Annotated in this window: 30 protein-coding genes and 1 tRNA gene; 25 read left to right on the top strand and 6 right to left on the bottom strand. The window is 63.7% G+C overall.

Annotation, left to right across the window (positions count from 1 at the left end):
* Window positions 1-18 precede the first annotated feature (18 nt).
* The 14 genes from hisC (at window position 19) to LPA45_RS16035 (ending at window position 9,783) form a co-directional block, all read left to right on the top strand.
* Window positions 19-1,119, top strand: a complete 1,101-nt coding sequence (hisC, locus tag LPA45_RS16100) for a histidinol-phosphate transaminase (RefSeq protein ID WP_317922201.1) — start codon at window positions 19-21, stop codon at window positions 1,117-1,119.
* A gap of 4 nt (window positions 1,120-1,123) precedes the next feature.
* The gene (hisB, locus tag LPA45_RS16095; RefSeq protein WP_116320300.1) at window positions 1,124-1,711 is read left to right on the top strand and encodes an imidazoleglycerol-phosphate dehydratase HisB; all 588 of its coding nucleotides are present in this window, start codon (window positions 1,124-1,126) and stop codon (window positions 1,709-1,711) included.
* Window positions 1,712-1,806: 95 nt separating this feature from the next.
* Window positions 1,807-2,430 (top strand): YchE family NAAT transporter, encoded by a 624-nt coding sequence (locus LPA45_RS16090; RefSeq protein WP_111521347.1) that lies wholly within the window; start codon window positions 1,807-1,809, stop codon window positions 2,428-2,430.
* Entirely contained in the window at window positions 2,427-3,080 is a 654-nt protein-coding gene (hisH, locus tag LPA45_RS16085; protein WP_317922205.1) for an imidazole glycerol phosphate synthase subunit HisH, read from the top strand. The genes LPA45_RS16090 and hisH overlap by 4 nt, the downstream gene beginning before the upstream one ends.
* 182 nt (window positions 3,081-3,262) lie before the next feature.
* Window positions 3,263-4,009 carry a 1-(5-phosphoribosyl)-5-[(5-phosphoribosylamino)methylideneamino]imidazole-4-carboxamide isomerase gene (gene hisA, locus LPA45_RS16080; protein ID WP_116320298.1) on the top strand — a complete coding sequence of 249 codons (747 nt, stop codon included), beginning with the start codon at window positions 3,263-3,265 and terminating at the stop codon, window positions 4,007-4,009.
* An 81-nt stretch (window positions 4,010-4,090) separates the two neighbouring features.
* Window positions 4,091-4,861: an imidazole glycerol phosphate synthase subunit HisF gene (gene hisF, locus LPA45_RS16075; RefSeq protein ID WP_063241228.1), complete on the top strand. Its 771-nt coding sequence runs from the start codon at window positions 4,091-4,093 to the stop codon at window positions 4,859-4,861.
* Window positions 4,862-4,863: 2 nt separating this feature from the next.
* Window positions 4,864-5,268, top strand: a complete 405-nt coding sequence (gene hisI / locus LPA45_RS16070; protein ID WP_116320296.1) for a phosphoribosyl-AMP cyclohydrolase — start codon at window positions 4,864-4,866, stop codon at window positions 5,266-5,268.
* Window positions 5,265-5,642 carry a phosphoribosyl-ATP diphosphatase gene (locus LPA45_RS16065; protein WP_116320295.1) on the top strand — a complete coding sequence of 126 codons (378 nt, stop codon included), beginning with the start codon at window positions 5,265-5,267 and terminating at the stop codon, window positions 5,640-5,642. The genes hisI and LPA45_RS16065 overlap by 4 nt, the downstream gene beginning before the upstream one ends.
* A 73-nt stretch (window positions 5,643-5,715) precedes the next feature.
* Window positions 5,716-6,105: a hypothetical protein gene (locus LPA45_RS16060; RefSeq protein ID WP_317922210.1), complete on the top strand. Its 390-nt coding sequence runs from the start codon at window positions 5,716-5,718 to the stop codon at window positions 6,103-6,105.
* A 54-nt stretch (window positions 6,106-6,159) separates the two neighbouring features.
* A complete protein-coding gene (locus LPA45_RS16055) occupies window positions 6,160-6,516 on the top strand; it encodes a histidine triad nucleotide-binding protein (protein ID WP_116320293.1) in 357 nt (118 codons plus the stop codon).
* A 147-nt stretch (window positions 6,517-6,663) separates the two neighbouring features.
* Entirely contained in the window at window positions 6,664-6,897 is a 234-nt protein-coding gene (gene tatA / locus LPA45_RS16050; protein ID WP_116320292.1) for a Sec-independent protein translocase subunit TatA, read from the top strand.
* 84 nt (window positions 6,898-6,981) lie between these two features.
* A complete protein-coding gene (tatB, locus tag LPA45_RS16045; protein WP_116320291.1) occupies window positions 6,982-7,491 on the top strand; it encodes a Sec-independent protein translocase protein TatB in 510 nt (169 codons plus the stop codon).
* Window positions 7,492-7,624: 133 nt separating this feature from the next.
* Window positions 7,625-8,425, top strand: a complete 801-nt coding sequence (tatC, locus tag LPA45_RS16040; RefSeq protein WP_317922214.1) for a twin-arginine translocase subunit TatC — start codon at window positions 7,625-7,627, stop codon at window positions 8,423-8,425.
* A 239-nt stretch (window positions 8,426-8,664) separates the two neighbouring features.
* Window positions 8,665-9,783: a porin gene (locus tag LPA45_RS16035; protein ID WP_317922216.1), complete on the top strand. Its 1,119-nt coding sequence runs from the start codon at window positions 8,665-8,667 to the stop codon at window positions 9,781-9,783.
* A 417-nt stretch (window positions 9,784-10,200) separates the two neighbouring features.
* On the opposite strand, the gene LPA45_RS16030 is transcribed toward LPA45_RS16035, so the two are convergent.
* Window positions 10,201-11,394 (bottom strand): Do family serine endopeptidase, encoded by a 1,194-nt coding sequence (locus LPA45_RS16030; RefSeq protein ID WP_116320288.1) that lies wholly within the window; start codon window positions 11,392-11,394, stop codon window positions 10,201-10,203.
* Between the two features lie 20 nt (window positions 11,395-11,414).
* Between LPA45_RS16030 and LPA45_RS16025 the strand changes: the two genes are divergently transcribed.
* Window positions 11,415-12,161, top strand: a complete 747-nt coding sequence (locus tag LPA45_RS16025) for a Nif3-like dinuclear metal center hexameric protein (RefSeq protein ID WP_116320287.1) — start codon at window positions 11,415-11,417, stop codon at window positions 12,159-12,161.
* A 45-nt stretch (window positions 12,162-12,206) separates the two neighbouring features.
* On the opposite strand, the gene mscL is transcribed toward LPA45_RS16025, so the two are convergent.
* Window positions 12,207-12,632: a large conductance mechanosensitive channel protein MscL gene (gene mscL / locus LPA45_RS16020; RefSeq protein WP_116320286.1), complete on the bottom strand. Its 426-nt coding sequence runs from the start codon at window positions 12,630-12,632 to the stop codon at window positions 12,207-12,209.
* Between the two features lie 214 nt (window positions 12,633-12,846).
* On the opposite strand from mscL, the gene petA reads away from it, so the two are divergent.
* From petA to LPA45_RS15990, 6 genes are all read left to right on the top strand, one after another.
* Complete coding sequence (petA, locus tag LPA45_RS16015; protein WP_116320285.1) at window positions 12,847-13,464, top strand: ubiquinol-cytochrome c reductase iron-sulfur subunit; 618 nt, start codon at window positions 12,847-12,849, stop codon at window positions 13,462-13,464.
* Between the two features lie 2 nt (window positions 13,465-13,466).
* Window positions 13,467-14,870 (top strand): cytochrome bc complex cytochrome b subunit, encoded by a 1,404-nt coding sequence (locus LPA45_RS16010; RefSeq protein ID WP_116320284.1) that lies wholly within the window; start codon window positions 13,467-13,469, stop codon window positions 14,868-14,870.
* Window positions 14,871-14,906: 36 nt separating this feature from the next.
* Complete coding sequence (locus LPA45_RS16005; protein ID WP_317922218.1) at window positions 14,907-15,650, top strand: cytochrome c1; 744 nt, start codon at window positions 14,907-14,909, stop codon at window positions 15,648-15,650.
* 204 nt (window positions 15,651-15,854) lie between these two features.
* Window positions 15,855-16,466, top strand: coding sequence for a glutathione S-transferase N-terminal domain-containing protein (locus tag LPA45_RS16000; RefSeq protein WP_010812311.1), 612 nt, complete (start codon window positions 15,855-15,857; stop codon window positions 16,464-16,466).
* Between the two features lie 57 nt (window positions 16,467-16,523).
* The gene (locus LPA45_RS15995) at window positions 16,524-17,012 is read left to right on the top strand and encodes a ClpXP protease specificity-enhancing factor (RefSeq protein WP_116320282.1); all 489 of its coding nucleotides are present in this window, start codon (window positions 16,524-16,526) and stop codon (window positions 17,010-17,012) included.
* A gap of 52 nt (window positions 17,013-17,064) precedes the next feature.
* Window positions 17,065-17,140 (top strand) — tRNA-Thr (locus LPA45_RS15990).
* A gap of 64 nt (window positions 17,141-17,204) precedes the next feature.
* Here LPA45_RS15990 and LPA45_RS15985 read toward each other — a convergent pair.
* A complete protein-coding gene (locus LPA45_RS15985; RefSeq protein WP_317922220.1) occupies window positions 17,205-18,527 on the bottom strand; it encodes an FAD-binding oxidoreductase in 1,323 nt (440 codons plus the stop codon).
* Between the two features lie 250 nt (window positions 18,528-18,777).
* On the opposite strand from LPA45_RS15985, the gene LPA45_RS15980 reads away from it, so the two are divergent.
* Both LPA45_RS15980 and LPA45_RS15975 read left to right on the top strand, forming a co-directional pair.
* Complete coding sequence (locus LPA45_RS15980; RefSeq protein ID WP_317922221.1) at window positions 18,778-19,710, top strand: sensor histidine kinase; 933 nt, start codon at window positions 18,778-18,780, stop codon at window positions 19,708-19,710.
* Window positions 19,707-20,471, top strand: a complete 765-nt coding sequence (locus LPA45_RS15975) for a LytTR family DNA-binding domain-containing protein (protein WP_317922222.1) — start codon at window positions 19,707-19,709, stop codon at window positions 20,469-20,471. Before LPA45_RS15980 ends, LPA45_RS15975 begins: the two co-directional genes overlap by 4 nt.
* A gap of 39 nt (window positions 20,472-20,510) precedes the next feature.
* Here the strand turns inward: LPA45_RS15975 and LPA45_RS15970 are convergent, their stop codons facing one another.
* The 3 genes from LPA45_RS15970 to manD form a co-directional block, all read right to left on the bottom strand.
* Window positions 20,511-20,831 carry a 2TM domain-containing protein gene (locus tag LPA45_RS15970; protein WP_029048376.1) on the bottom strand — a complete coding sequence of 107 codons (321 nt, stop codon included), beginning with the start codon at window positions 20,829-20,831 and terminating at the stop codon, window positions 20,511-20,513.
* A 186-nt stretch (window positions 20,832-21,017) separates the two neighbouring features.
* Entirely contained in the window at window positions 21,018-22,052 is a 1,035-nt protein-coding gene (locus LPA45_RS15965) for a Zn-dependent oxidoreductase (RefSeq protein ID WP_317922223.1), read from the bottom strand.
* A 67-nt stretch (window positions 22,053-22,119) separates the two neighbouring features.
* Window positions 22,120-23,328 (bottom strand): D-mannonate dehydratase ManD, encoded by a 1,209-nt coding sequence (manD, locus tag LPA45_RS15960; RefSeq protein ID WP_317922225.1) that lies wholly within the window; start codon window positions 23,326-23,328, stop codon window positions 22,120-22,122.
* Between the two features lie 253 nt (window positions 23,329-23,581).
* Between manD and LPA45_RS15955 the strand changes: the two genes are divergently transcribed.
* The gene (locus LPA45_RS15955; protein WP_317922227.1) at window positions 23,582-25,045 is read left to right on the top strand and encodes a mannitol dehydrogenase family protein; all 1,464 of its coding nucleotides are present in this window, start codon (window positions 23,582-23,584) and stop codon (window positions 25,043-25,045) included.
* 21 nt (window positions 25,046-25,066) lie between these two features.
* Window positions 25,067-26,086, top strand: a complete 1,020-nt coding sequence (locus tag LPA45_RS15950) for a TRAP transporter substrate-binding protein (RefSeq protein WP_116320276.1) — start codon at window positions 25,067-25,069, stop codon at window positions 26,084-26,086.
* The last annotated feature ends 18 nt before the right edge of the window (window positions 26,087-26,104 follow it).

Below are 26,104 nucleotides of genomic sequence, written 5' to 3'. Positions count from 1 at the left end.
GTCAAACCTGGAGTTTCCATGTCAGCCGTAGAGCCCTCCCTGATCGAACGCATCATCCGTGACGACGTGCGCGCCATGGGCGCCTACCACGTGCCGGATTCGCACGGTCTGGTCAAGCTCGACGCCATGGAGAATCCCTACCGCCTGCCGCCCGAGCTGCGCCAGCAGTTGGCCGCGCGGCTGGGCGAGGTGGCGCTGAACCGCTACCCGGTGCCCAGCAGCGAAGCGCTGCGCACCAGACTGAAGGACGTGATGGCCGTGCCCGCGGGCATGGACGTGCTGCTGGGCAATGGCTCGGACGAGATCATCAGCATGCTGGCGCTGGCCGCGGCCAAGCCGGGCGCCAAGGTGATGGCGCCGGTGCCGGGCTTCGTCATGTACGCGATGTCGGCGCAGTTTGCCGGCCTCGAGTTCGTCGGCGTGCCGCTGCGCGCGGATTTCACGCTCGACCGCGACGCCATGCTGGCGGCGATGGCCGAGCACCAGCCCGCCATCATCTACCTGGCGTATCCGAACAACCCCACCGGCAACCTGTTCGACGCGGCCGACATGGAGGCCATCCTCCGTGCCGCGCAAGGCGAGGTCTGCAACAGCGTGGTTGTGGTCGACGAGGCCTACCAGCCGTTCGCGCAGCAAAGCTGGATGCCGCGCCTGACGGACTTCGGCAACCTGCTGGTGATGCGCACCGTGTCCAAGCTTGGCCTGGCCGGCATCCGCCTGGGCTACCTGGCCGGTGCGCCGGAGTGGCTGGCGCAGATCGACAAGGTGCGACCGCCCTACAACGTCAACGTGCTGACCGAGGCCGCCGCGCTGTTCGCGCTGGAGCATGTGTCGGTGCTGGACGAACAGGCCGCGCAACTGCGCGCCGAGCGCACCCGCGTGGCCGACGGCATGGCCGTGCACGCCGTCGTCACGGTGTTCCCCAGCGCCGCCAACTTCCTGCTGGCGCGCGTGCCGGATGCGACACAGACCTTCGACCGCCTGCTGGCGCGGAAGGTATTGATCAAGAACGTGAGTAAAATGCACCCGTTGCTGGCCAATTGTCTGCGCGTCACGGTCAGCACGCCCGAAGAAAACGCGCAGTTCCTTGAGGCATTCGCAGCGTCGCTGCAGGATTAACACCATGCGTGTTGCAGAGGTCACCCGCAATACTTCGGAAACGCAAATTCGCGTTTCCCTGAATCTCGACGGCACCGGCCGCCAGAAGCTGGCGTCGGGCGTGCCGTTCCTCGACCACATGCTTGACCAGATCGCCCGGCATGGCATGTTCGACCTGGAGGTCGTAGCCACCGGCGACACGCATATCGACGACCACCATACGGTGGAAGATGTGGGCATCACGCTCGGCCAGGCGGTCGCCAGGGCCATCGGCGACAAGAAAGGCATCACCCGCTACGGCCACAGCTACGTGCCGCTGGACGAATGCCTGTCGCGCGTGGTGATCGACTTCTCCGGCCGGCCCGGCCTGGAGTTCCACGTGCCGTTCACGCGTGCGCGCGTGGGCAGCTTCGACGTCGACCTGACCATCGAGTTCTTCCGCGGCTTCGTCAACCATGCGGGCGTAACCCTGCATATCGACAACCTGCGCGGCATCAATGCCCACCATCAGTGCGAAACCGTGTTCAAGGCCTTTGGCCGGGCACTGCGCATGGCGGTTGAGCTGGATTCGCGCGCGGCCAACACGATCCCGTCGACCAAGGGTACGCTCTGAGCTTCCTGAACCCGTAGGCGTGCCGGCTGGTTGCGGCGCCCGCCCACTTTTTTCCTGCCTGAATTCCGGCCAGCGATGCTGGCGACCCGCAACCGATGGATACGCTCAAGTCGTTTATCTCGCTGCTGGCGCTGATCAACCCGATCGGGGCGATCCCGTTCTTCATCAGCCTGACGAGCCAGCAGACTGAAGCGGAAAAGCTGCGTACCATCAAGATCGCGTCCATCTCGGTGGCGATCGTGGTGGCGGTGTCGGCGCTGCTGGGGCAGCAGATCATCGAGTTCTTCAATATCTCGGTGGCTTCGCTGCAGGTGGGTGGCGGTCTCATCATGATCATGATGGCCATGAACATGCTGAACGCGCAGACCAGCCGCACCAAGGCTACGCCGGAAGAAGAGGATGAGGCCGAGGTAAAGTCCAGCATCGCGGTGGTGCCGCTGGCGCTGCCGCTGCTGACCGGGCCGGGCTCGATCAGCACGGTGATCGTCTATGCCGGCAAGACCCAGCACTGGTACCAGTTGCTGATCCTGGTGGGCATCGGCGTGCTGCTGGGCTCGGTGGTGTACCTGGTGTTCCGCGCGGCCGACCCGATCGCCCGGGTGATCGGCCGCACTGGCATCAATATCGGCACGCGCCTGATGGGGCTGATCCTGTCGGCGCTGGCCGTTGAATTCATTGTTGACGGGCTGAAGACATTGTTGCCTGTTTTGAAATCATGACTACCATAGCAATTGTGGATTACGGCATGGGCAACCTGCGCTCGGTGGCGCAGGCGCTGCGTGCCGCGGCACCGGAAGCGGACGTGCGGGTGGTGGATGCGCCCGAAGGCATCCGCAACGCGGATCGCGTGGTGCTGCCCGGCCAGGGCGCGATGCCGGACTGCATGACGGCACTGGGCGCCTCGGGCCTGCAGGAAGCGGTGGTCGAGGCCGCCGGCAGCAAGCCGATGCTGGGTGTGTGCGTCGGCGAACAGATGCTGTTCGAGTTCAGCACCGAAAGTCGTGCTGGCGCGGACCGCACACCGGCGCTGGGCCTGATGCCCGGCCAGGTGGTGCGTTTTGCGCTGGACGGCATGACGCAGCCCGACGGCTCGCGTTTCAAGGTGCCGCAGATGGGTTGGAACCGGGTGCGCCAGGCGAAGCCGCACCCGCTGTGGGCCGGGATTCCGGACGACAGCTGGTTCTATTTCGTCCACAGCTACTATGTGCAGGCGCAGGATCCGGCCCATATCGCCGGTGAAACGGAGTATGGAGTCGTGTTTACCAGCGCGGTAGCCCGCGATAATATTTTCGCGACGCAGTTCCACCCCGAGAAGAGCGCGGCCCTGGGCCTGCAGCTGTACCGGAACTTCGTCCACTGGAATCCCTAAGGCGCACCGGACACCCCGAATCGCTTGTTTGACGATTGTTCGACCGAGAACCAGACAGACCCGTCACCGGACCCTTCACGCAACCCGTAAAGCGACCAGTTTCCGATCGAACATCGACCCCGACCTGACCGGCTCCGCCGGTCTCGCTCAACCTCACTTACTCAACCACGCTCGTCACGCATATGTTGCTCATTCCGGCCATCGACCTGAAGGACGGTCAGTGTGTACGCCTCAAACAAGGCGACATGGACCAGGCCACCGTCTTTTCCGAAGATCCCGCCGCCATGGCACGCCACTGGGTGGAGCAGGGCGCTCGGCGCCTGCACCTGGTGGACCTGAACGGCGCGTTCGTGGGCAAGCCCCGCAACGAGGCGGCCATCAAGGCCATCATCGCCGAAGTCGGCGATGAGATCCCGGTGCAACTGGGGGGCGGCATCCGCGACCTGAACACCATCGAACGCTGGCTAGACGACGGTTTGTCGTTCGTCATCATCGGCACCGCGGCGGTGAAGAACCCCGGCTTCCTGAAGGACGCCTGCTCGGCCTTCGGCGGCCACATCATCGTCGGCCTCGATGCCAAGGATGGCAAGGTCGCCACCGACGGCTGGAGCAAGCTGACCGGCCATGAAGTGGCGGACCTGGCGCGCAAGTACGAAGACTACGGTGTCGAAGCCATCATCTACACCGACATCGGCCGCGACGGCATGCTGCAGGGGATCAATATCGATGCCACCGTCAAGCTGGCGAAATCGATGTCGATCCCGGTGATCGCCAGCGGCGGCCTGTCCAACCTGGCGGATATCGACAACCTGTGCGCGGTCGAGGGCGAAGGTGTGGAAGGCGTCATCTGCGGCCGCGCGATCTACTCCGGTGATCTCAACTTTGCCGATGCGCAGGCCCGTGCCGACAAGCTGCGCGACGGCCAGTAAGCCTAACGCAAGCCAACGCGCCGCGTGCGCAGCCGCTGTCGCACCGGTGCCTTGCCGGCGCGGCGGCGGACAAGGATTCTCATGCTAGCCAAACGTATCATCCCCTGCCTGGACGTCACCAACGGGCGGGTGGTCAAGGGCGTCAATTTCGTCGAACTGCGCGATGCGGGCGATCCCGTGGAAATCGCGCGCCGCTATGACGAGCAGGGCGCCGATGAAATCACATTCCTCGACATCACGGCCACCAGCGACGGGCGCGACCTGATGCTGCACATCATCGAGGATGTGGCGTCGCAGGTCTTTATTCCGCTGACAGTCGGCGGCGGTGTGCGCACGGTCGAAGACGTGCGACGCCTGCTCAATGCCGGGGCGGACAAGATCAGCGTCAATTCGTCGGCCATCGCCAATCCGCAGCTGGTATCCGACGCCACGGCCAAATATGGTTCGCAGTGCATCGTGGTGGCGATCGACGCCAAGCGCAGCTCGGCGCCGGGCGAGCCGTCGCGCTGGGAAGTCTTCACCCACGGCGGGCGCAAGGCGACTGGCCTGGACGCGGTCGAGTGGGCCCGGGAGATGGCCGCACGCGGCGCCGGCGAGATCCTGCTGACCAGCATGGACCGCGATGGCACCAAGAGCGGCTTCGACCTGGAACTGACCCGCGCCGTCAGCGACGCGGTGCCGGTGCCGGTGATCGCCTCGGGCGGCGTCGGCGGGCTGCAGGACCTCGCCGACGGCATCACCAAGGGCCGCGCCGACGCGGTGCTGGCCGCCAGCATCTTCCACTACGGCCAGCATACCGTGGGCGAAGCCAAGGCATTCATGGCCCGCGAGGGCATTCCCGTGCGGATCTGATCATGGCAAAGAAGTGGCTCAACAAGGTCAAGTGGGACGATAACGGCCTGGTGCCGGTGATCGTGCAGGAAATGGGTTCGAACGACGTGCTGATGTTCGCGTTCATGAACCGCGACGCGCTGCAGCGCACGGTGGAACTCGGCGAGGCCGTGTTCTGGTCGCGTTCGCGCAAGCGCCTGTGGCACAAGGGCGAAGAATCCGGCCACGTGCAGAAGGTGCATGAGATCCGCCTGGACTGCGACGAGGACGTGGTGCTGCTCAAGGTCACGCAGGTCGACAGCATCGCCTGCCATACCGGGCGCCATTCCTGCTTCTTCCAGAAATTCGAGGGCGATGCGGAAGCCGGCGACTGGCATACCGTCGAGCCTGTGTTGAAGGACCCTGCCCAGATCTACGCCAAGCCATGAGCGACTCCCGACTGACCAGCACCGACGTGCTGGCGCGCGTGGCCGAAGTGCTCGAATCGCGCAAGCCCGCCAATGGCGGCGACCCCGCCAAATCCTATGTTGCCAAGCTCTACAGCAAGGGCGACGACGCCATCCTGAAGAAGATCGGCGAGGAAGCCACCGAGACCGTGATGGCGGCCAAGGATGCGCGCGCCGCAGGCCAGAGCGGCAGCGAGGCCGGGAAGCTGGTCTATGAAGTGGCGGACCTGTGGTTCCACACCCTGGTGTTGCTGGCAAACTTCGGGTTGGGCCCCGACGATGTCGTCAACGAACTGGCACGGCGCGAAGGTCTCTCCGGCCTGGAAGAAAAGGCCCGGCGCAAGGAAGAGGGCTGACCGGCTGACCAGTCGCTGTGCTGGCCAGTCTCCCGCCTGCCGCGAGGCAGGCCATCGCAGAACAAGGGCAACCATGGCGAACGACTACACCGCGCAGATTACCGGTCCCAGCGGCGAACAGCAGGGCAGCCTGCGCAAGCTGCTGCATATCCTGTACGCGCTGTACGCGATCTTCTGGCTCACCGGCGGCATTACCGCGCTGATCGCCATCGTCATCGACTACGTCAAGCGCGACGATGCGCGCGGTTCGCTTTATGCATCCCACTTCGCATGGCAGATCCGCTCGTTCTGGTGGTCGGTGGTGTGGGCGGTGCTCGGTGGCGTGCTGTTCGCCACGGTGGTGCTGATGCCGTTGGCGTTTGCGGTCTGGGCCGTGCTCTCCCTGTGGATGCTGTATCGTATCGTCAAGGGCTGGCTGTACCTCAACGACAGCAAGCCGATGTACCCGGATCAGCAGTTCTGATGCCGGGTGGATCCTGTACCTTCGGGGTGCAGGGTTCGTCGCAATGAAAATTTCATGAACGTTCAGGATAATTGCATCTTCTGCAAGATCGTGGCTGGCCAGGTACCGTCGCGCAAGGTGTATGAGGACGACGACATGGTGGCCTTCCACGATATCCATCCCAAGGCCCCGGTACACTTGCTGGTCATCCCCAAGTCGCATGTCGACTCGCTGGCCGATTGCGGCGCCGGCGAAGGGGAGGTGCTTGCTAGAATGATGCTGAAGGTGCCTGAACTGGCGCGCGCGGCAGGCTGTGCCAACGGTTTCCGGACGGTCATCAATACCGGACCGGACGGCGGCCAGGAGATCCACCATCTGCACCTCCATGTGCTGGGTGGGCCGCGCCACGAGTGGAAGGGACCGCTGCCCTGAACGGGCAGCCTTGGCATGGGAGCGCCCGCGGCGGCAACGCCAGGGCAGATGCTGCGCCGGCAACCGTCGCCCGGCGCGGCAATAACGGGACGGAACAACGGGTCCGGGCAACTATGACTGCGCCCGAGGCTTCATCAGGAGCAAGAGATGGGTTCGTTTAGCATTTGGCATTGGCTGATCGTGCTGGTGATCGTCATGCTTGTATTCGGCACCAAGAAGCTGCGCAATATGGGCCAGGATCTGGGCGGCGCGGTCAAGGGTTTCAAGGATGGCATGAAGGACGGCGAAGACAAGTCGGCCCAGGCTGCCCAATCCAAGGAACTGCGCGATTCCACCACCATCGACGTCGAAGCCAAGGAAAAGTCCCGTCAGCAGCAGTAAGCCAACGGTGCGCCATCCTCTTCCCTTGATCGTGGCTGCCTGCGCGCAGCCCCGCGTCTCCGCTGTCTTCCGCATGATGTCCGCATGATTGATCTCGGCATTTCCAAGCTGGCGCTGATCGGTGCCGTGGCACTGATCGTGATCGGTCCCGAGCGGCTGCCCAAGGTCGCCCGTACCGTGGGCGCCCTGGTGGGCCGGGCGCAACGCTATATCAATGACGTCAAGGCCGAGGTCAGCCGCGAAGTCGAGTTGGAAGAATTGCGCAAGATGCGCACTGAATTCGAGGACGCGGCGCGCGACGTCGAGCGCACCATCCACAAGGAAGTCAGCGAGCAGTCCCAGGCGCTGAACGAAGCCCTCGGCGGCGCCGGGGCGAGCACCGAAGGTGTCAGCGCCGGCGGCGACAGCTTCGTGCCCAGCTGGGACGCGGCGCACAAGGCGCACAATGGCCGCAAGAGCTGGCGCGTGAAGCAGGGCGCGCGGCCGTTGTGGTTCAAGCGCCAGCACAACGTCCGGGTCTGGGCGCAGTCGGGCGCCGCGCGCGTGAAGCGCCACCGCCCGGCCAGCCGGCCGTCCCGTTCCTTCTTCGAGTGATCACGTTGCGCGGCGACTGGTTGCCGGCCCATGCCAGGGCCGCCGCTGCCGCCGCCATGCCCGTCCAACCGCGCCGCGCCGAGCGGCACATCGATCCCAACTTGCCAGCCTGCGCGGCTGAGCGGTTCACGCCATGAGCGACACCCGGTCCCCAGATCCCCAAGACCCGCAAGACGAGTCGCAGCAGGAAACCTTTATTTCCCACCTGATCGAGCTGCGCCAGCGCCTGGTCAAGGCGGTGGCCGGGATCATCCTGGTCTTTGTCTGCCTGGTGTACTGGGCGCCGGTTATCTTCAACCTGTTCGCGGCGCCGCTGATGGAGTCGCTGCCCAAGGGCGGCAAGATGATCGTGACCGACGTCACCGGCTCGTTCTTCGTGCCGATGAAGGTCACGCTGCTGGTGGCCTTCCTGATCGCGCTACCGTGGGTGCTCTACCAGGTCTGGCAGTTCGTCGCGCCCGGGCTGTACCAGCATGAGAAGCGCCTGATCCTGCCGTTGGTATCGAGCAGCTACATCCTGTTCCTGTGCGGTGTCGCGTTTGCCTACTTCCTGGTATTCCCGACCGTGTTCCACTTTATGGCGCACTACAACGCGCCGCTGGGTGCGGACATGTCGACGGATATCGACAAGTACCTCAGCTTCGCCATGACAACCTTCCTGGCCTTCGGCATCACTTTCGAGGTGCCGGTGGTGGTGATCGTGCTGGTCCGGTTCGGCGTGGTCGAGCTGGAAAAACTGAAGCAGATCCGTCCCTATGTGATCGTCGGGGCGTTCATCATTGCCGCCATCGTGACGCCGCCGGACGTGCTGTCACAGCTTCTTCTGGCCGTGCCACTCGTGCTGCTCTATGAACTCGGGCTGCTGCTGGCCCGCTTCGTCGGCCGTCCTCCTGCCGCGCAGGCCGAGGCTTCAGGGGAAACGCAGCCGGACTAATACCGCTGAGGTAGGTAGCGAGCCACCGGCTCTGTTTTTGCACCAAAACGGGGATTTTTTTGTCCGATCGTGTTGTTCGATCACAACAAAAACCGCCGCTAAGCGAGGTTTACGCCGAAAAAGCCTTCTGAGGGCCGGGGGGGCTGGCACATAATACGCAGCAGACGTGAATGTAAATACGTCGCCCAAGCACTTGGGCAACCAAGATTTCCCAATCAGTTGACAAGGAAAGTGTCGATATGAAGATGAAACTGTTTGCTGCTGCCGTCGCCGCTCTGGCCGCTGGTGGCGCGTATGCCCAATCGAGCGTGACCCTGTACGGCGTGGCTGACGTCGGCCTCGAGTACAACACCAATGCTAACGCCGCTGGCGACGACCTGTTCCGTATGGCGTCGGGCAACCAGTCCGGTTCGCGCTGGGGCCTGCGTGGCGTCGAAGACCTGGGCGGCGGTCTGAAGGGCGTGTTCGTCCTGGAAAGCGGCTTCGACCTCGATAATGGTACCGCGGGCCCAGGCTCCCAAGGCGGTCGTCTGTTCGGTCGTCAAGCCTACGTCGGTCTGCAAAGCCAGTTTGGCTCGCTGCTGCTGGGCCGTCAACAGACCTCGTTCTATGACTTCGGTCTGATTTATGACCCGATGGCCATCTCGTCGCGCTACGGTATCCTGTCGCAGGACAGCGCATTCGCTTCGCGCGCTGACAACACCGTCAAGTACGTAGGCACCTTCGGTGGCCTGACCGCATCGGCCTTCTACAGCTTCAACAACAACGGCCAGGAAGTCGCCGGCGCGTTCCGTCGCGGCCAACAGTACGGCGCGCTGCTGAACTACGCAGCCGGCCCGTTCTCGGTTGGTGCTGCCTACGACGAAATCCACGGCACCTCGACTGGCACCGGCACTGCACTGGTTGACCAAAGTGGCCAGAAGGTCCGTCGTGCTACCGTTGGTGCCAATTACGCCTTCGGTCCGGCCAAGGTCTACGCCGGCTATCGCTGGGCTAAGGCTTTCGACGGCGCCACGCTGCCGGGCGGTTCGACGATTGACAACGGTGTTCTCACCACGGCTACGGCTTCGAACCTGTACTGGCTGGGTCTGGGCTACCAACTGACCCCGGCGTTCTCGCTGTCGGGCGCTGCTTACTACCAGGACTTCCGCAAGAGCGACGCAGATCCGTGGCAGTTCGTGATCACGGCCGACTACGCGCTGTCGAAGCGTACCGACGTGTACACCTCGCTGTCGTACGCTCTGAACGACAAGGGCTCGGCCCTGGGCGTGAACGGCTTCAACACCGCCACGACCACCAACGTTCAGCCGAACAAGGATCAGTTCGGTGCTGTGGTTGGTCTGCGCCACAAGTTCTAATCTGATGCGGGCGTTAGCCCGCTTGAGATTGGCTTGCAGAAGGCCGGCATCCTTACGGATGCCGGCCTTTTGTCTTTTCTAAAGCTGTGCTTTCTGGCTCGACATTGACGGTTTAGCCGCAACGCTGTGCGGCGGCGTTGAGGGCACTCGATCGTGTGCGCGTTGACTAGGCTTTTGGGGCTCGCAACGCGCGGACGAAGGCTCTTGGCTTGCGCCCTCGGCGCCGGCAGGCCGGTGTCTGGCGTGCCGCGCACCCTGTGAGCGTTGCCCGCGCGGTTGCGCGGTTCTTTCTACCCGAGCCGGGTTGTCGCTATCCGTCATGCACGCCGAGCCGACCGGACTTGCCGCGGGCAGGGCACAAAAAAACCCGCCATGGTCTGGCGGGTTTCTGGTCCTCTGGTTGTAATGGGACCAGCCTCACTCTTCCTCATCAAACGGCAACGCGCGACGCGGCGGCGGTGGCCGCTTGCCGATCGTCACCGTCAGGTCCGTCGGCTTGCCCCGGCGGATCACGGTCATCTTGATGTCCACGCCGGGCTTGAGCTGTGCAATGGCATTGAGAAGGGCCGTCGTGTCAGTGATTGAAAGGCCATCCACCTTCGTCAGCACATCCCCCGGCTTTACTCCCGCTTTGTCCGCCGGACCGCCCTGGACCACCGCGGCGATCAGTGCCCCTTCCTTCGCATCCAGCCCGAAGGACTCGGCAATCTCCGGCGTCATATCCTGCGGCTCGACGCCGATCCAGCCGCGTGTGACGCTGCCAGTGGAAATGATCGACTCCATCACTTGCTTGGCCGTGGAAACCGGGATCGCAAAGCCAATCCCGAGCGAGCCGCCCGAACGCGAGTAGATCGCTGTATTGATGCCCAGCAGGTTGCCCTGTGCGTCAACCAGCGCCCCGCCTGAATTGCCCGGGTTGATCGCCGCGTCGGTCTGGATGAAGTTCTCGAAGGTGTTGATACCCAGGTGGCTACGCCCCAGCGCGGACACGATGCCCATCGTCACCGTCTGGCCGACGCCGAACGGGTTGCCGATCGCCAGCACCACATCGCCGACCTTCACGTTCTCCAGCCGGCCCAGCGTGATCGCGGGCAGGTCCTTCAGCGTCACCTTCAGCACGGCCAGGTCGGTCTCCGGGTCGGAGCCGACCACCTTGGCGTTGGCCTTGCGGCCGTCGGTCAGCGCAATCTCGATCTCGTCAGCGCCATCCACCACGTGGTGGTTGGTTAGAATGTAACCCTCGGCACTGACAATCACACCCGATCCCAGGCTCGACACCGGCTCCTGCCGCTCAGGCAGGCGGTCGCCGAAGAAGAAGCGGAACCACGGGTCCTCGGCTTGCGGGTTGGGCGAGCGCTTGTTGCCGTTCTTGCTGGTAAAGATATTGACCACGGCCGGCATGGCCTGCTGCGCGGCTTCGCTGTAGGACCCCTCGGCGGCGGGGCCGGAAACGTTGGGCACCACTTCCTTGAGCGCGACGATAGGCGAGCCCGACTGGACCGCGACGCGCCCCCTCTGCAGCCAATCAGGCTTGAGCGTTGCCACGACGAACCAGACCGCCAGCACGACGGTGACAGCCTGGGCAAAGAACAGCCAAAAGCGCCGCAACATATTGGAGTTTTGAGCAGAAAATGAAAACAAAAGAGCTTGAATTGTACTTGAACGACCTGTTGGAAGTTTCCCGTTACAAGGACTATTGTCCCAACGGGCTGCAAGTGCAAGGTTGCCCGGAAGTCACTCACATCGTCACTGGCGTCACGGCGAGCCTGGCACTGGTCGAGGCCGCGGCCGAAGCCGGCGCCGATGCCATCCTCGTCCATCACGGCTATTTCTGGAAAAACGAGGATGCGCGTGTGGTCGGGCAGAAGCACGCACGCCTGAAGCGGCTGCTGGGCGCAGACATCAACCTGTTTGCCTTCCACCTGCCGCTGGACAACCATCCGGAATTCGGCAACAACGCGCAGCTCGGGCTGCAGCTCGGCTTCACGCCGACCGGGCGTTTCAGCGATGACCAGCTCGGCTGGACCGGCACCTTGCCCGCGCCGATGCCGCTGTCCGCGCTGGCGGCGCACGTTGGTGGCGTGCTCGGGCGAGAGCCGCTGGCCATTGGCGAGCCGGAGCAGATGATCCGCACGATTGGCTGGTGCACAGGCGGGGCGCAAGGCTACTTCGATGCGGCGGTGGCGGCGGGCGTCGATGCCTACCTGAGTGGCGAGGTCTCGGAGCAGACCACGCACCTCGCGCGTGAGAGCGGCGTGGCGTATCTCGCCGCCGGCCATCACGCAACCGAGCGCTACGGCATCCGCTCACTGGGCGAGCATGTGGCGCAACGCTTCGGATTGCGGCACACATTCATCGATATTCCCAATCCTGTCTGACGCAAAACAATACGGCCCCATCGGGGCCGTTTTATCGTTCTGGACTCAGCGCGTCTTGAGGGCGTCGCGGATCTCGCGCAGCAGCGCAACTTCCTCAGGCGGTGCGGCTGGCGGAGGGGGCGGTTCCTTCTCGCGCATCTTGTTGAACGCGCGCACCATCATGAAGATGATGAAGGCCAGGATAAGAAAGTTGACAACGATAGTCAGGAAATTGCCATAGGCAAATACGGGCACGCCAGCCTTCTTCAGCGCATCCAATGTCATTGGCGTTCCAGGCGGCGGATCGGCCAGCGTGACAAACATATTAGAGAAGTCCAGCTTGCCGACTATACGGCCCACTACCGGCATGATCAGGTCATTGACCACAGAATCCACAATTTTCCCGAATGCAGCGCCGATGATCACACCGACCGCGAGGTCGATGACGTTGCCGCGCATTGCAAAGGTCTTGAATTCCGAGATCATGCCCATGGGGGGTTCTCCTTCTTGTTGCTAGCGATGAACGGTATCAAGCTATCAGCCTGCCGCATCACTGCCCGGAAAGCAAGTCTGGAGGCGGATTTCCGGCATGCATGTCCGATTATCGCGCATGGATAAGGCAATTTGCGCCTATCTAGTGCGCAGATGTCTAAGGTACACTTTATGGTTGACGCAAAATCTAAATTGACTTCCCCTGGGGTTTGGAATGAGTGACCAGCAAGACGTGAAGAGCGTGGATAAAGGTCGCCGCAATTGGTTGATCGCGACATCCGTCGCTGGCGGCGTCGGAGGCGTGGCGGTAGCGGTTCCTTTCGTCAGTACCTTTGCACCATCGGAGAAAGCCAAGGCCGCGGGTGCGCCAGTCGAAGCAGATATCGGTGCGCTGAAGCCGGGCGAGATGATGACTGTCGAATGGCGCGGCAAGCCGGTCTGGATCATGAAGCGGACCGACGAACAGCTGGCCTCGCTGAAGAAGACGGACGGCGAGGTGGCCGATCCGAATTCCGAGATTCCTTTCACCATGCAGACGCCGGACTACTGCAGGAACGAAACCCGTTCGCGCGCAGAACACAAGGACGTCCTGGTCGTGGTCGGCATCTGCTCCCACCTCGGCTGCTCGCCTTCCGGCCCCTTTGCTTCCGGTGCGAACCCCCAGCTCGGCGCCGATCCCGGTTTCCTTTGCCCTTGCCACGGCTCCACGTTCGACCTGGCCGGGCGCGTCTTCAAGAACAAGCCGGCTCCGCAAAATCTCGATGTTCCCCCCTACCAATTCCTGACTGACACCAAGATCGTGATCGGCAAGGATGAGAAAGGAGAAGCCTGATCATGGCGGCCGAAAAACAAGTCAAGACGACCGGCCTGATGGGCTGGATCGACGCCCGCTTCCCGGCAACGCAACTGTGGGAAGACCACCTTTCCAAGTACTACGCGCCGAAGAACTTCAACTTCTGGTACTTCTTCGGTTCGCTCGCGCTGCTGGTGCTGGTGATCCAGATCGTCACGGGCATTTTCCTGGTGATGAACTACAAGCCGGACGGCACGCTCAACGCCGCCGGCATTCCCGTGGCCTTCGCCAGCGTGGAATACATCATGCGCGAAGTCCCGTGGGGCTGGCTGGTGCGCTACATGCATTCGACCGGTGCCTCGGCCTTCTTTGTCGTGGTCTACCTGCATATGTTCCGCGGGCTGCTGTACGGTTCGTACCGCAAGCCGCGTGAGCTGGTCTGGATCTTCGGCTGCCTGATCTTCCTGTGCCTGATGGCGGAAGCCTTCATGGGCTACCTGCTGCCGTGGGGCCAGATGTCCTACTGGGGCGCGCAGGTGATCGTGAACCTGTTCTCCGCGATTCCGGTGATCGGCCAGGACCTGTCGCTGTTCATCCGCGGCGACTACGTGGTGAGCGATGCCACGCTGAACCGCTTCTTCTCGTTCCACGTCATCGCGGTGCCGCTGGTGCTGCTGGGCCTGGTGATCGCGCACATCATCGCGCTGCACGAAGTGGGCTCGAACAACCCGGACGGCGTCGAGATCAAGGCCAGGAAGGACGAGAATGGTATCCCGCTGGATGGCATCCCGTTCCACCCGTACTACTCGGTGCACGATACGCTGGGCGTTGCCGGCTTCCTGCTCATCTTCTCGGCGGTGATCTTCTTCTTCCCGGAAGTGGGCGGCTATTTCCTGGAACACAACAACTTCTTCCCGGCTGATCCGCTGAAGACCCCGCCGCATATCGCGCCGGTCTGGTACTTCACGCCGTTCTACTCGATGCTGCGCGCCACCACGTCGAACTTCCTGCCGATCCTGTGGGTGTTCTTCGCGCTGCTGCTCGGCATGGTGTTCCTGCGCAGCAAGGACGCACGCGTCAAGGTCGGTGCGGTTGCCATCGCCGTGATTCTGGCCGTGGGCTTCTACTTCATCGACGCCAAGTTCTGGGGCGTGCTGGTGATGGGCGGCTCGGTCGTGATCCTGTTCTTCCTGCCGTGGCTGGACTGCTCGCCGGTCAAGTCCATCCGCTATCGTCCTGCTTTCCACAAGACCATCCTGATCGTCTTTGTGGTGGTGTTCCTGGTGCTTGGCTATCTCGGCGTGCAACCGCCGTCGCCGGTTGGTGAGAAGGTGTCGCAGCTCGGTACGCTGCTGTACTTCGCCTTCTTCCTGACCATGCCGCTGTGGAGCCGTGCCGGCGAGTTCAAGCCGGTGCCGGAGCGTGTCACGTTCCATCCGCACTGAGCGACGCGAACCCCGACAAGAGCACAAGGACACAAGATGAAAAAGCTGCTTTCGATCATCGCGCTGGCCGGCGCCTGCTTTGCCGGCGCGCCCGCCATGGCATCAGAGGGAGGCTTCCCGCTGGAGCCGGCACCGGTGAATACTGCCGACCTGTCGTCGCTGCAGCGCGGCGCCAAGCTGTTCGTCAACTACTGCCTGAACTGCCACGGCGCATCGATGATGCGCTACAACCGGCTGAAGGACATCGGCCTCACCGACGACCAGATCCGCCAGAACCTGCTGTTCAGCGCGGACAAGGTCGGCGAGACCATGACCATCGCCATGCAGCCGAAGGAAGCCAAGGCCTTCTTCGGCGCGCAGCCGCCGGACCTGTCGGTGATTGCGCGTGCCCGCGGCGACGACTGGCTCTATACCTACCTGCGCACCTTCTACCGTGACGACAGCCGCGCCACCGGCTGGAACAACCTGGTGTTCCCGAGCGTCGGCATGCCGCACGTGCTTTGGGAACTGCAGGGCCAGCGCGCCGCCAAGTTCACGGAAGTGGAAGAGCATGGCGAGAAGGTGCACAAGTTCGCCGGCTTCGAGCAACTGAGCCCGGGCAAGATGAGCAAGGTCGAGTATGACCAGGCCACTGCCGATCTGGTCAGTTTCCTGGACTGGATGGCCGAGCCCGCGCAGAACCACCGCAAGCGCCTGGGCGTATGGGTGCTGCTGTTCCTGGGCATGTTCACCGTCTTCGCGTGGCGCCTGAACGCGGCTTACTGGAAGGATGTGAAGTAAGTCGTCGGCGGCCCGGCGGGTCGCCACTGCCCGAAGGCCAGATGCGGAGGTTGCGAAAGCAGCATCGCTCTGGCCTTTTTCATTGGATCCGGCCTCGCGGTAAGTGCATCAAATGCCACTTATTTGCTTTTCGGTGCCCGATTTTGGCAGAATGTCAGACCTTACCGTCCGACCCTGCTTCGGCTAAGCCCAAGGAATCCAACCATGATGGTGTTGTATTCGGGTACGACTTGCCCGTTTTCCCAACGTTGCCGCCTTGTCCTGTTTGAAAAGGGCATGGATTTTGAAATCCGCGACGTCGACCTGTTCAACAAGCCCGAAGATATTTCGGTGATGAACCCGTACGGCCAGGTACCCATCCTGGTCGAGCGCGACCTCATCCTGTATGAGTCGAATATCATCAACGAATACATCGACGAGCGCTTCCCGCACCCGCAGCTGATGCCGGCCGACCCGGTCCAGCGCGCCCGCGCCCGCCTGTTCCTGTTCAACTTTGAAAAGGAACTGTTCACGCACGTGTACACGCTCGAGAACGAAAAGGGCAAGGCTGCGGAGAAGAACCACGAGCGCGCCCGTGCCGCGATCCGCGACCGTTTGACGCAGCTCGCGCCGATCTTCGTCAAGAACAAGTACATGCTGGGCGAAGAGTTCTCGATGCTCGACGTCGCCATCGCGCCGCTGCTGTGGCGCCTGGACCACTACGGCATCGAGCTGTCGAAGAACGCCGCGCCGCTGCTGAAGTATGCTGAACGCATTTTCAGCCGTCCCGCATACATCGAAGCGCTCACCCCGTCCGAGAAGGTGATGCGCCGCTAACCGGCACCGGCCCGAAGGCAACCGCCCTCGGGCCACCACGGCGCCACTGGAAGCACAATGCCTGAAACCTCCACCAAGCCCTACCTGATCCGCGCCATTTATGAGTGGTGCACGGACAACGGCTTCACGCCGTACGTCGCCGTGTTCGTCGACGCCAACACCAACGTGCCGCGCGAGTTCGTGAAGAACAACGAGATCGTGCTCAACGTGAGCTTCGACGCCACCAGCGGCCTGGACATGGGCAACGAGTGGATCACCTTCAGCGCGCGCTTCGGCGGTGTCTCGCGCAAGATCGACGTCCCTGTCGAGAACGTGCTGGCCATCTATGCCCGCGAGAACGGGCAGGGCATGGCCTTCCCGGTCGAGCGCAGCCTGCCGGAAACGCAGGCCGCCACCGAACGCGAAAACAACCCGCCGCCCAAGCTGGCGCCGGTAGAAGCCGAAACCCCGGCAGCTACTGTCGACTCCGGCCCGGGCGACGACGAAACACCGCCCCCGGTGCCTCGCATCGGCGGCAAGAAGCCAGCGTTGAAGGTGGTGAAGTAAGCCATCCCAAAGTTGGCTGCGATGCAGTAGAATCGCGGTCTGCACCAGACATGCCGGCTTAGCTCATCAGGTAGAGCAGTTGATTTGTAATCATCAGGTGGCGGGTTCGAGTCCTGCAGCCGGCACCAGATAGAAGAACGGGCTACGCGATACGCGTAGCCCGTTTTGTTTTGCACCGCACCCGGTTTTGGACTAGATGTCCCCGCCGGCGCCCGCAAGCGCCTGCCTGAGCCGATAGGCCGCGCCGATCCGCTTGAACGGTTCCCCCGGTATCCAGCCAGGATTGCTGTTCGCCAGGATGAAGTCCAGCTCCGGGCTGCGCATGCCGGTCATGTATTCCGCCATGAAGTGGCCAAGGTAGGTGCCCTTGGCCACGCCGACACCGTTGCATCCGACGACGCAGTAGAGATTGTCCGCCTCCCGGCGAAACACCGATTGGTGGTTGGATGTCACGGTGATCATGCCGCCCCAGGTGTATTCGAGAACCTTTTCAGCCAGAAAGGGAAAACGGGCTGCAAACGACCGTCGGTGCTGTATCCAGGCCGCATGCAGGTCCGCGTCGCTGCTGCGCAGGGCAGGCCGCAGCGCGAAGGTGTTGCGGACGAAGATGCGTCGGTCAGGCGTGTAGCGCACGGTAGTGCCGCCCGGATGCGCTGAAGTGGTGCCCCATGGCCGTACGCCGTTGAAGCAGGTAGCAACCTCCTTCTCGGACAGGGGCGCGGTAAGGCTCGCGTAGGTGAATACCGGCGCAATCCGATTCCTCGCACCGCCAAAGCCCTCGGAGAAGCTGCCCACCGTCAGGGCCAGGGCATCGGCGCGCACGGTACCGCCCAGAAACCTCAGCGTATGAACCGGGCCGTCTTCCCTGGCGAGGACCGGGCTCGCTTCGAACAGCGTGACGGACTTCGGTAGCGCCGCGGCCAGGCCTCGCACCAGCGACGCCGGATTGACCAGCACATTGCCCGGCGTGTACACCGCCGCCTGGTAGTAGTCGGTGCCCAGCCGCCGCGCAAGCGCCTGGCCTTGCAGTTGTTCGCATGGAAAGCCTGCCGCCTTCAGGGATGCCTCGAAGTGTTCGAGAGCCGCCAGATTGCCGTCTTCGCGCGCGGACATGTATTTGCCTGCGTCGTCCCACGCGCAATCGATTCGGTAGCGATCCTTCAGGCTTCGCAATTGCGCGATCGCGAAGTTGTTCAGGGCGAAGAGTTGGAGATCGTGATCGATATCGGCTGCACCGCCATCGACGTTGTGCGGAATATCGATGATGAAGCCCGCGTTGCGTCCGGACGCGCCCTGGCCCACCTCGAGCGCATCGATCAGTGCGATCCTTGCCTCGGGGCGAAGCTCAGCCAGGCGTCGAGCCAGCGAGACCCCGGTGAAACCCGCGCCGACGATGGCGACGTCGAAACGATGGTCCCCTTTCAGGCGAGTACCGAGTGGCAAATGACGGGACGGCGAAGTTTCATACCAGCCGAGGTCGCCGTCGATGGCTGGACGCTTGCGTATCGAATGCATGAGACAGCGAGACGACGCGCGTGAGCGGCCGTCATGGAGACATGGACAGAGCGCCGCTTGGGCGCGTGCCGAGCGTGGGATCTTAGCAGGATCGCTTTCGCAGCGCGTTTCGAGCCCATTTCGAGCCCATGTAGTTGGCGCCATTCCTTGTGCAACTCGCGCCGTCATTCTGGCTGATCCCGCCAAGGCGATATGAGTGCCCGGAGGGCGGTGGTAACCTTGCCAGGTCTCAGCCCCAGCCGCTCCGCCCGTGCACCCCTCCGACTCCCGCATCTGGCGATCCGCCCCCGAGCAGCGCGCCTATGAAGACGCCCGCCGCCGCGTCCGTGCGCTGCGCTTCTTCTATATGCACGCCATGGTCTATGTGGTGGTCAACGGATTGATGATCGCCTTCCATCTGTTTGGATCGCCGCATCGCCCCTGGTCTGGCGGGATGCTGATTGGTTGGGGCGTCGGCCTGGCGATGCATGGTGTCATGACCTGGGCCCGGGTCGGGCTGCTTGGCCGCGACTGGGAAGAGCGCAAGATCGCTGAATACATGGCGCGCGAGCAGGTGCGCACGCTGTCGACCGAGAAGCAGCTGGTCGAAGCGCGGATGAAGTTGCTGCAGGCCCAGATCGAGCCGCACTTCCTGTTCAATACGCTCGCCAACGTGGTCAGCCTGATCGAACCGGCGCCGCACAAGGCCACGCTGATGCTGGAGCATTTCATTGCCTACCTGCGTGCCTCGCTGGCGGCGAGCCGCGCCACGCAGGGCACGGTGGCGCAGGAGGCGAAACTGCTGCGCGATTATCTGGCCCTGATACGCATCCGGATGGGAGACCGGCTGCATTACTCGATCCATGTCGACCCCGAACTTGAGCCGGTGCCGCTGGCACCGATGCTGTTGCAGCCGGTGGTCGAGAACGCGATCAAGCATGGCCTGGAGCCGAAGATCGAAGGCGGGCGGCTGCTGGTCCGGTTGGAGCGGCAGGGCGCTCGCATGCTCGCCACCATCGAGGACGATGGCATGGGCTTTCGTCCGACGGCGGGCTCGGGCGTGGGCCTTGCCAACCTGCGCGAGCGGCTGGCCGTGCTGTATGACGGCGACGCGCACGTGCGCATCGAAGAGCGCTCGCCCGGCACTGCGGTGCTGATCGATATTCCCATTGCGCAGTCCGTTCGAACCGGAGATGCTCCATGACGCTGACCGCATTGATCGCCGACGACGAAGAGCACCTGCGCGCCCATCTGCGCGCAAAACTGGAACGCTTGTGGCCGGAACTGCAGATCGTCGCCGAGGCCACCAACGGTATTGAAGCGGCCGAAGCCATCGCGCGGCTGTCGCCCAGCGTTGCCTTCCTCGATATCAAGATGCCAGGGCTGTCAGGGCTGGAAGTGGCGCAGGGCATTGAAGCCGATACGCGGCTGGTGTTCGTCACCGCCTATGACGAATTCGCGCTGGATGCCTTTGAACGCGCCGCGGTGGATTACCTGGTCAAGCCAGTCAGCGACGAGCGGCTCGGCCGGACCATCGAGCGCTTGCGCAAGGCACTGCAGGACGCGGCGCCGTTGCCTGAACTGGCGCAACTGCTGAGCCAGCTGACGCGGGGGCAGCAGCCGCGCCCCGAGAACGCCGGCCTGCTGCGCTGGGTCCGTGCCAGTCGCGGCAATACCACCAGCCATGTGCCGATCCAGGACGTGATGTATTTCCAGAGCGACGACAAATACGTGGTCGTACATACCCGCGAGGGCGAGCACCTGATCCGCACGCCGCTGGCGGAGTTGATCGCCGGCCTGGATCCCGAGGTGTTCTGGCAGATCCACCGCTCGTCGATCGTCAACATGGAATACGTGGCCGGCACGCGCCGCGATGAATCCGGGCGGCTGTTTGTGCGGATGCGGAATAGCGACACGGAGTTGGCGGTATCGCGCGCCTATATGCACAAGTTCCGGCAGATGTAATGCGGCGGCAGCGCAGCGTGCTGCCGCCAGCTGGTCGCTTCACTGACGATCCATGAATTCCTGGATCTTGCGCTGCTCCCAGTCCCGCCCGCGGCGCGACAGCCGCATCCAGACCAGCAATCCGTGCACGCCCAGCCCGAGGCCCCAGGCGAGCGTGGTGGTCAGCGGCCACGGCCAGCCGGTCGTGGCGTAGTGCGACCACGACGGGCTGCCAAAGTAGAAGAAGCGGAACCACAGCCACGCATTGACCACGACATAGACCAGCAGGTGGATGTACCAGCCGCGCAAGGCACGGACCATCCGGCGGGCACGCCAGTAGGCCATGGCGTTCGGGTCGTTGGGCGGGTAGGGTTGGTGCATCTCGTGGCGCATGGGATACCTCGGCATGGGGTCGTTGTCATGCGTAAGGTATATGCGACCGGAAAGGGCAGTACCAGTGCCATGGGCTGAATCGACGGATATCGTTCGCAAATGGCTGACGTCCTGGCGCGAATGTCATCGCGCACATTATGTGGGTAAGGCCGGCGATCGAAGATTGGCGACATGTCAGGCAGGCGCGCCAAAGTCGAGCAGTATCTTGCAGCTCTCGCGCGGGTTGTGTTCGGCAAGGTCCAGGGCATGGGTGACTTCGTGGAAATCGATCTGGTGCGTGACGATGCAGCCGGGGTCGACCAGCCCCTGGGAGATCCAGTCGACCACCGTGGGGAACATGTCGCAGTTCAGGCGCGAGGCATAGAGCGTGAGTTCCTTCCGGGTCAGTTCCATCTGCGGAACGGCCGATGGTGTCGCGGAAAAGCCCAGTACGCCGATGCGTCCTGCCGGGGCGGCAATGCGCACGGCTTCTTCCAGGATCGATGGGTGGCAGACCGCGTCGTAGATCAGTGTCGGGCCCTCAGCCACGCCGCGCTTTGCAAGGGCCTGTTCGATGGCTTCATCCGAGGTGTTGACGACCTCTTCCGCCTCGGCGCCGCAATGGCGGGCCAAGGCCAGGCGTTCGTCGAGGTGGTCGGCGATAAGCACTCGTACACCGTAGACGCGTTTAAGTACCTGCAGCAGATTCAGCCCGATAGGACCAGCGCCATAGATCAACGCGATGTCTTCGCACAGCACGCCAGTGCGGTGGGTAATATTTGCCGCGACGGCGAAGGGCTCGATCACTGCCGCGCTAGTCGCCGCCATGCCAGCGGGCACCGCGTAGGCATTGCACGCCGGCACGCAGGCGTATTCGCTGAAGCCTCCATCGCGGTGCACGCCGATTACCTGCATGCGGCTGCAGACGTTGCGCCGGCCAATGCGGCAGGCGTGGCATTGGCCGCAGCTGATGACCGGGTCCACCACCACGCGCTCGCCGATGCGCTGAGCGCTGACGCCTGCGCCGACGGCGTCGATATGACCCATGAATTCATGGCCGATCACGCGAGGGTACGCGGCAAACGGATTCTTGCCGTGGAAGATATGCAGGTCGGAGCCGCAGATGCCGGCATAGCGCACGCGCAGGCGCACTTCTCCGGGAGCAGGGGTGGGGATGGGCCTCGTGCACAAGGCCAGGCTGTGCGGTTGGTCGACGACGATGCTCAACATGTTGGGTTCTGGTGGCATGAAGGGCGCCATGTGTGGAGGAAGTGAGCGCGATCTGTCGCGTGCCGGGCTACCAGTTCCACATCCCTCCGTCGCGCAGCCTTGCCACCGGCAGGTAGGCACGCTCATAGGGGTACCTGCCGGCCAGTGCTTCGTCGATGTCGACGCCAAGCCCAGGCACCTCGTCCATGGCCAGATAGCCGTCCTCAAAGCGATAGTTGTGCGGAAACACCTCGTCGGTCAGCGCGTTGTGCGGCATCAGTTCCTGGATGCCGAAGTTCGGCGCCCACAGCCCGAAGTTGACCGCCGCCGCCATGCACACCGGCGGCAGGTCGGTGGCGCCGTGGAAACCCGTGCGCACCTGGTGCATCGCGGCGAAGTCCGCAATGCGCCGCACATGGGTGATGCCGCCGGCATGGACGATGGTGGTGCGGATGAAGTCGATCAGCTGGTTGCCGATGAGGTCCTTGCAATCCCAGATCGAATTGAAGACTTCTCCCACCGCCAGCGGCGTGGTGGTGTGCTGGCGGATCAGGCGGAAGGTGTCCTGGTTCTCGGCCGGCGTGGCGTCTTCCAGCCAGAACAGGCTGAACGGTTCGAGTGCCTTGCCAAGACGGGCCGCTTCGATCGGCGTCAGCCGGTGGTGCGCATCATGCAGCAGGTGTGGCCCGAAGCCGACGGCATCGCGCACCTTGCGGAACAGTTCCGGCGTGTGATGCAGGTAGAGGGCGGTGTCCCACGGCTCTTCCGTCGGGAGCCCCTTCTCCGCGGGTTCATAGTGGCCGGGCTGCTTGCCGACGCCATACACCTTTGAGAGTCCCGGTACGCCGGACTGCACACGGATTGCCTTGAAGCCCTCCGCGATGTGCCGGTGGACGGCATCGACGGCTTCTTCGTGGTCGCGGCCGTTGGCGTGCCCGTAGACCAGCAGCCGTTGCCGGCTCTTGCCGCCCAGAAGCTGGTACACCGGCATGTTCGCCAGCTTGCCGAGGATATCCCATAGCGCCATGTCGATCGCGGCGATCGCTGTCATCGTGACGGGCCCGCGCCGCCAGTAGGCGCCGCGATACAGGTACTGCCAGATGTCTTCGATGCAACGCGGGTCGCGACCGATGAGGCAGGGAATGACATGCGCGTCGAGGTAAGCGCTGACCGCAAGCTCGCGGCCGTTGAGCGTGGCATCGCCAAGTCCGTAGACGCCCTGGTCCGTCATCACCTTGACCGTGACGAAGTTGCGGCCCGGACAGGTGACGATGGTTTGTATCCGTTCGATCTTCAAGACGTGCTCCGGCGGTTGCGTGCTTCCATGCGGGGTGCCATGGCTCTGACGGCATGGAAGGGGATGCGAAGCAGGTTACCTTGCGAAAACAGGGACGGATACGAGCGGATTCTGCAGCGGGAAAGCGCATGCGCTGCACAAATCTTGCGAAACGGCTGCACGTCTGCAGCATTTACCAATGGTACGTTTTGCCATCGTCCACAGCACGGATGTCACGCACGATGCCGCAATACAAACGATCGAGGGGTAGGGCATGAGGCTGGCGCAGCGTACCGTCTGCAGCGCCGACGCCGCCGTGCAAGGGCCCGGCTACGACCGCAGCCGCTTGTCGCGCGGCGTGGTGCATATCGGCCTTGGCGCTTTCCACCGCGCGCACCAGGCGCTGTACACGGAGGCAGCAATCGATGATGGCGACACGCGCTGGGGCATCGTCGGCGTCAGCTTGCGGGAGCCGCGCATGGCACGCGCGCTGACTGCGCAGGATTGCCTGTACGCGGTCATCGAGCGAGACGGTGCCGCGGCCACGGCGCGCATCGTGGGCGCCCTGGTGCAGGCCTTGTATGCACCGCATGCACTGGATCAGGTGATTGGCGCCATCGCCGATCCCGCCGCTTCTGTCGTGACCTGTACCGTCACGGAAAAGGGCTACAACAGGCATCCGTCGACATCCGACCTCGACACCAGCGACCCGGATATCCGCCACGACCTGGCCCATCCCGAGGCGCCGCGCAGCACGCTCGGCGTGCTGGCGGCGGGGATACGCCGGCGGCCGTCCGGCGCGCCGCTGAGCATTGTCTGCTGCGACAACATGGCCGACAACGGCGACACGCTGCGCAAGCTGCTGACGCAGTACGCGTCGCAGGTCGATCCGGCGCTGGCCCGGCGTATCCACGATGAGGTGGCGCTGCCGAACACCATGGTCGACCGCATTGTGCCCGCCGCGACGCCTACGTCGCTGAACTGGGCGCAGCAGCGCCTCGGACTACGCGATGAGGCTGCCATTGTCTGTGAGCGGTTCACGCAATGGGTGATTGAAGACCGCTTCGCCGGGCCGCGGCCCGCGTGGGAGGCGAGCGGCGCGCTGATGACGGGCGATGTCCGGCCGTTCCAGGCCATGAAGCTGCGGATGCTGAACGGCACGCATTCGGCGATCGCCTATGCCGCGCAGTTGTGCGGCATCGGGACTGTGGCCGGGGCGATGGCCGATCCGGTCCTCGGTGCCTTCGCACGCGGGGTGATGGAGGACCTTCATGCCACCCTCGCTGCGCCGGCAGGGTACGACGTCGGCCGCTACGGCAACGCGCTGCTGAGTCGGCTGCGCAACGCCGCGATCGCGCATCACACCGCGCAGATCGCGATGGATGGCACGCAGAAGGTCCCGGTGCGCTGGCTGCCGGCGTTGCGCGAAAACCTGGCCGCGGACATCGAGCGGCCATGCCTGGAGCGTGCGCTGGCGGTGTGGCTCCACTATTTGCGCTGTGACGCCAATGAGCACGGCGAGCCGCTTGTCGCGAGCGATCCCGGTGCGCCGCCACTTGCCGCAGCGCTGCGCGGCGCTGACAGCGATACGGACGCCGTGCGTCGTGCCCTGGCGCACGGTGCCGTATTTGGCGACGTCCCGTGGCCGAAGCCGTTCCGGCGCCGGCTTGCCGCACACCTGACGGTATTGCGCGAGCGCGGCGCGGCAGCACTGCTGTCCTTCCCGGCCACAACTTGAAAAACAGGAGACATCCACATCATGACCCATCGGTTCACTCGCCGGCAGTTCGGCGCACTCGCCGCCGGCGGACTGGCGCTGGCATTGCCCGGACGCAACGCGTTCGCGCAGAGCGCCACCATCAGGCTGAAGTACGGCACGGCCTTCCCGGCCGACCATCCGGGCACGCTGCGCATCAAGGAGGCCGCCGACGCCATTCGCCAGGACACCGGCGGCAAGGTCGACCTGCAGGTCTATCCCAATAGCCAACTGGGCAGCGAGCCAGACATGGTCTCCCAGATCCTCGCCGGCGCCATTGACTTCATGTCGACGGCCAGCACCAACTTGCAGACGCGTGTGCCAGCCGCGAGCATCAATGGCGTGGCCTTTGCCTTCAAGGACTACGCCATGGTGTGGGCCGCGATGGACGGCGGACTGGGCGCCTATGTCCGGAGCGCGCTGGGCAAGGTGAACCTGCACGTGTTCGAGAAGTGCCTCGACAACGGCTATCGCAATATCACTTCCGCCACCCGGCCGGTGAATACGCCAGCGGACCTGAAGGGGTTCAAGATACGCGTCCCGGCGATCCCTCTGTGGGTCTCGATGTTCAGGATGCTGGGCGCGGCGCCGACGGTCATACCGTTCGCCGATCTCTATTCGGCGCTGCAGACACGCGTGGTGGACGGCCAGGAGACGCCGCTGTCGCTGATCCGCAGCGGCAAGCTGTATGAAGTGCAGAAGTTCTGCTCGATGACCGCGCATACCTGGGACGGCCACTTTATCTTCGGCAATGCCAGGAAATTCCAGGCACTGCCGCGCGAGGTGCAGGCTTCGCTGACGACGCGCTTCGCCACCGCGGCGCTGAAGCAGCGCGAGGATATCGCGCGGCTCGACGTCGCAGCGCAGGCGGAGATGACCCGGCTTGGCATCACGTTCAACCGGCCGGATCCGGCGCCGTTCCGCAAGCTGCTGCGGGACGCGGGCTTCTACGCCGAGTGGCGCAAGAAGTTTGGCGATGAGGCCTGGGAGACGCTGGAAAAATACACCGGGCCGCTGGTCTGATGCGGGCGCCATCAAGCC

Source organism: Cupriavidus sp. Agwp_2, assembly GCF_040784895.1.
Lineage (GTDB): Bacteria > Pseudomonadota > Gammaproteobacteria > Burkholderiales > Burkholderiaceae > Cupriavidus.
This window is presented reverse-complemented; position numbering and strand designations above follow the sequence as displayed.

Excerpts from the sequence above, each read along its gene's own strand:
- hisC (WP_317922201.1), top strand. The coding sequence starts at position 19 with ATGTCAGCCGTAGAGCCCTCCCTGATCGAACGCATCATCCGTGACGAC.
- hisB (WP_116320300.1), top strand. The coding sequence starts at position 1,124 with ATGCGTGTTGCAGAGGTCACCCGCAATACTTCGGAAACGCAAATTCGC.
- LPA45_RS16090 (WP_111521347.1), top strand. The coding sequence starts at position 1,807 with ATGGATACGCTCAAGTCGTTTATCTCGCTGCTGGCGCTGATCAACCCG.
- hisH (WP_317922205.1), top strand. The coding sequence starts at position 2,427 with ATGACTACCATAGCAATTGTGGATTACGGCATGGGCAACCTGCGCTCG.
- hisA (WP_116320298.1), top strand. The coding sequence starts at position 3,263 with ATGTTGCTCATTCCGGCCATCGACCTGAAGGACGGTCAGTGTGTACGC.
- hisF (WP_063241228.1), top strand. The coding sequence starts at position 4,091 with ATGCTAGCCAAACGTATCATCCCCTGCCTGGACGTCACCAACGGGCGG.
- hisI (WP_116320296.1), top strand. The coding sequence starts at position 4,864 with ATGGCAAAGAAGTGGCTCAACAAGGTCAAGTGGGACGATAACGGCCTG.
- LPA45_RS16065 (WP_116320295.1), top strand. The coding sequence starts at position 5,265 with ATGAGCGACTCCCGACTGACCAGCACCGACGTGCTGGCGCGCGTGGCC.
- LPA45_RS16060 (WP_317922210.1), top strand. The coding sequence starts at position 5,716 with ATGGCGAACGACTACACCGCGCAGATTACCGGTCCCAGCGGCGAACAG.
- LPA45_RS16055 (WP_116320293.1), top strand. The coding sequence starts at position 6,160 with ATGAACGTTCAGGATAATTGCATCTTCTGCAAGATCGTGGCTGGCCAG.
- tatA (WP_116320292.1), top strand. The coding sequence starts at position 6,664 with ATGGGTTCGTTTAGCATTTGGCATTGGCTGATCGTGCTGGTGATCGTC.
- tatB (WP_116320291.1), top strand. The coding sequence starts at position 6,982 with ATGATTGATCTCGGCATTTCCAAGCTGGCGCTGATCGGTGCCGTGGCA.
- tatC (WP_317922214.1), top strand. The coding sequence starts at position 7,625 with ATGAGCGACACCCGGTCCCCAGATCCCCAAGACCCGCAAGACGAGTCG.
- LPA45_RS16035 (WP_317922216.1), top strand. The coding sequence starts at position 8,665 with ATGAAGATGAAACTGTTTGCTGCTGCCGTCGCCGCTCTGGCCGCTGGT.
- LPA45_RS16030 (WP_116320288.1), bottom strand. The coding sequence starts at position 11,394 with ATGTTGCGGCGCTTTTGGCTGTTCTTTGCCCAGGCTGTCACCGTCGTG.
- LPA45_RS16025 (WP_116320287.1), top strand. The coding sequence starts at position 11,415 with ATGAAAACAAAAGAGCTTGAATTGTACTTGAACGACCTGTTGGAAGTT.
- mscL (WP_116320286.1), bottom strand. The coding sequence starts at position 12,632 with ATGGGCATGATCTCGGAATTCAAGACCTTTGCAATGCGCGGCAACGTC.
- petA (WP_116320285.1), top strand. The coding sequence starts at position 12,847 with ATGAGTGACCAGCAAGACGTGAAGAGCGTGGATAAAGGTCGCCGCAAT.
- LPA45_RS16010 (WP_116320284.1), top strand. The coding sequence starts at position 13,467 with ATGGCGGCCGAAAAACAAGTCAAGACGACCGGCCTGATGGGCTGGATC.
- LPA45_RS16005 (WP_317922218.1), top strand. The coding sequence starts at position 14,907 with ATGAAAAAGCTGCTTTCGATCATCGCGCTGGCCGGCGCCTGCTTTGCC.
- LPA45_RS16000 (WP_010812311.1), top strand. The coding sequence starts at position 15,855 with ATGATGGTGTTGTATTCGGGTACGACTTGCCCGTTTTCCCAACGTTGC.
- LPA45_RS15995 (WP_116320282.1), top strand. The coding sequence starts at position 16,524 with ATGCCTGAAACCTCCACCAAGCCCTACCTGATCCGCGCCATTTATGAG.
- LPA45_RS15985 (WP_317922220.1), bottom strand. The coding sequence starts at position 18,527 with ATGCATTCGATACGCAAGCGTCCAGCCATCGACGGCGACCTCGGCTGG.
- LPA45_RS15975 (WP_317922222.1), top strand. The coding sequence starts at position 19,707 with ATGACGCTGACCGCATTGATCGCCGACGACGAAGAGCACCTGCGCGCC.
- LPA45_RS15970 (WP_029048376.1), bottom strand. The coding sequence starts at position 20,831 with ATGCACCAACCCTACCCGCCCAACGACCCGAACGCCATGGCCTACTGG.
- LPA45_RS15965 (WP_317922223.1), bottom strand. The coding sequence starts at position 22,052 with ATGTTGAGCATCGTCGTCGACCAACCGCACAGCCTGGCCTTGTGCACG.
- LPA45_RS15955 (WP_317922227.1), top strand. The coding sequence starts at position 23,582 with ATGAGGCTGGCGCAGCGTACCGTCTGCAGCGCCGACGCCGCCGTGCAA.
- LPA45_RS15950 (WP_116320276.1), top strand. The coding sequence starts at position 25,067 with ATGACCCATCGGTTCACTCGCCGGCAGTTCGGCGCACTCGCCGCCGGC.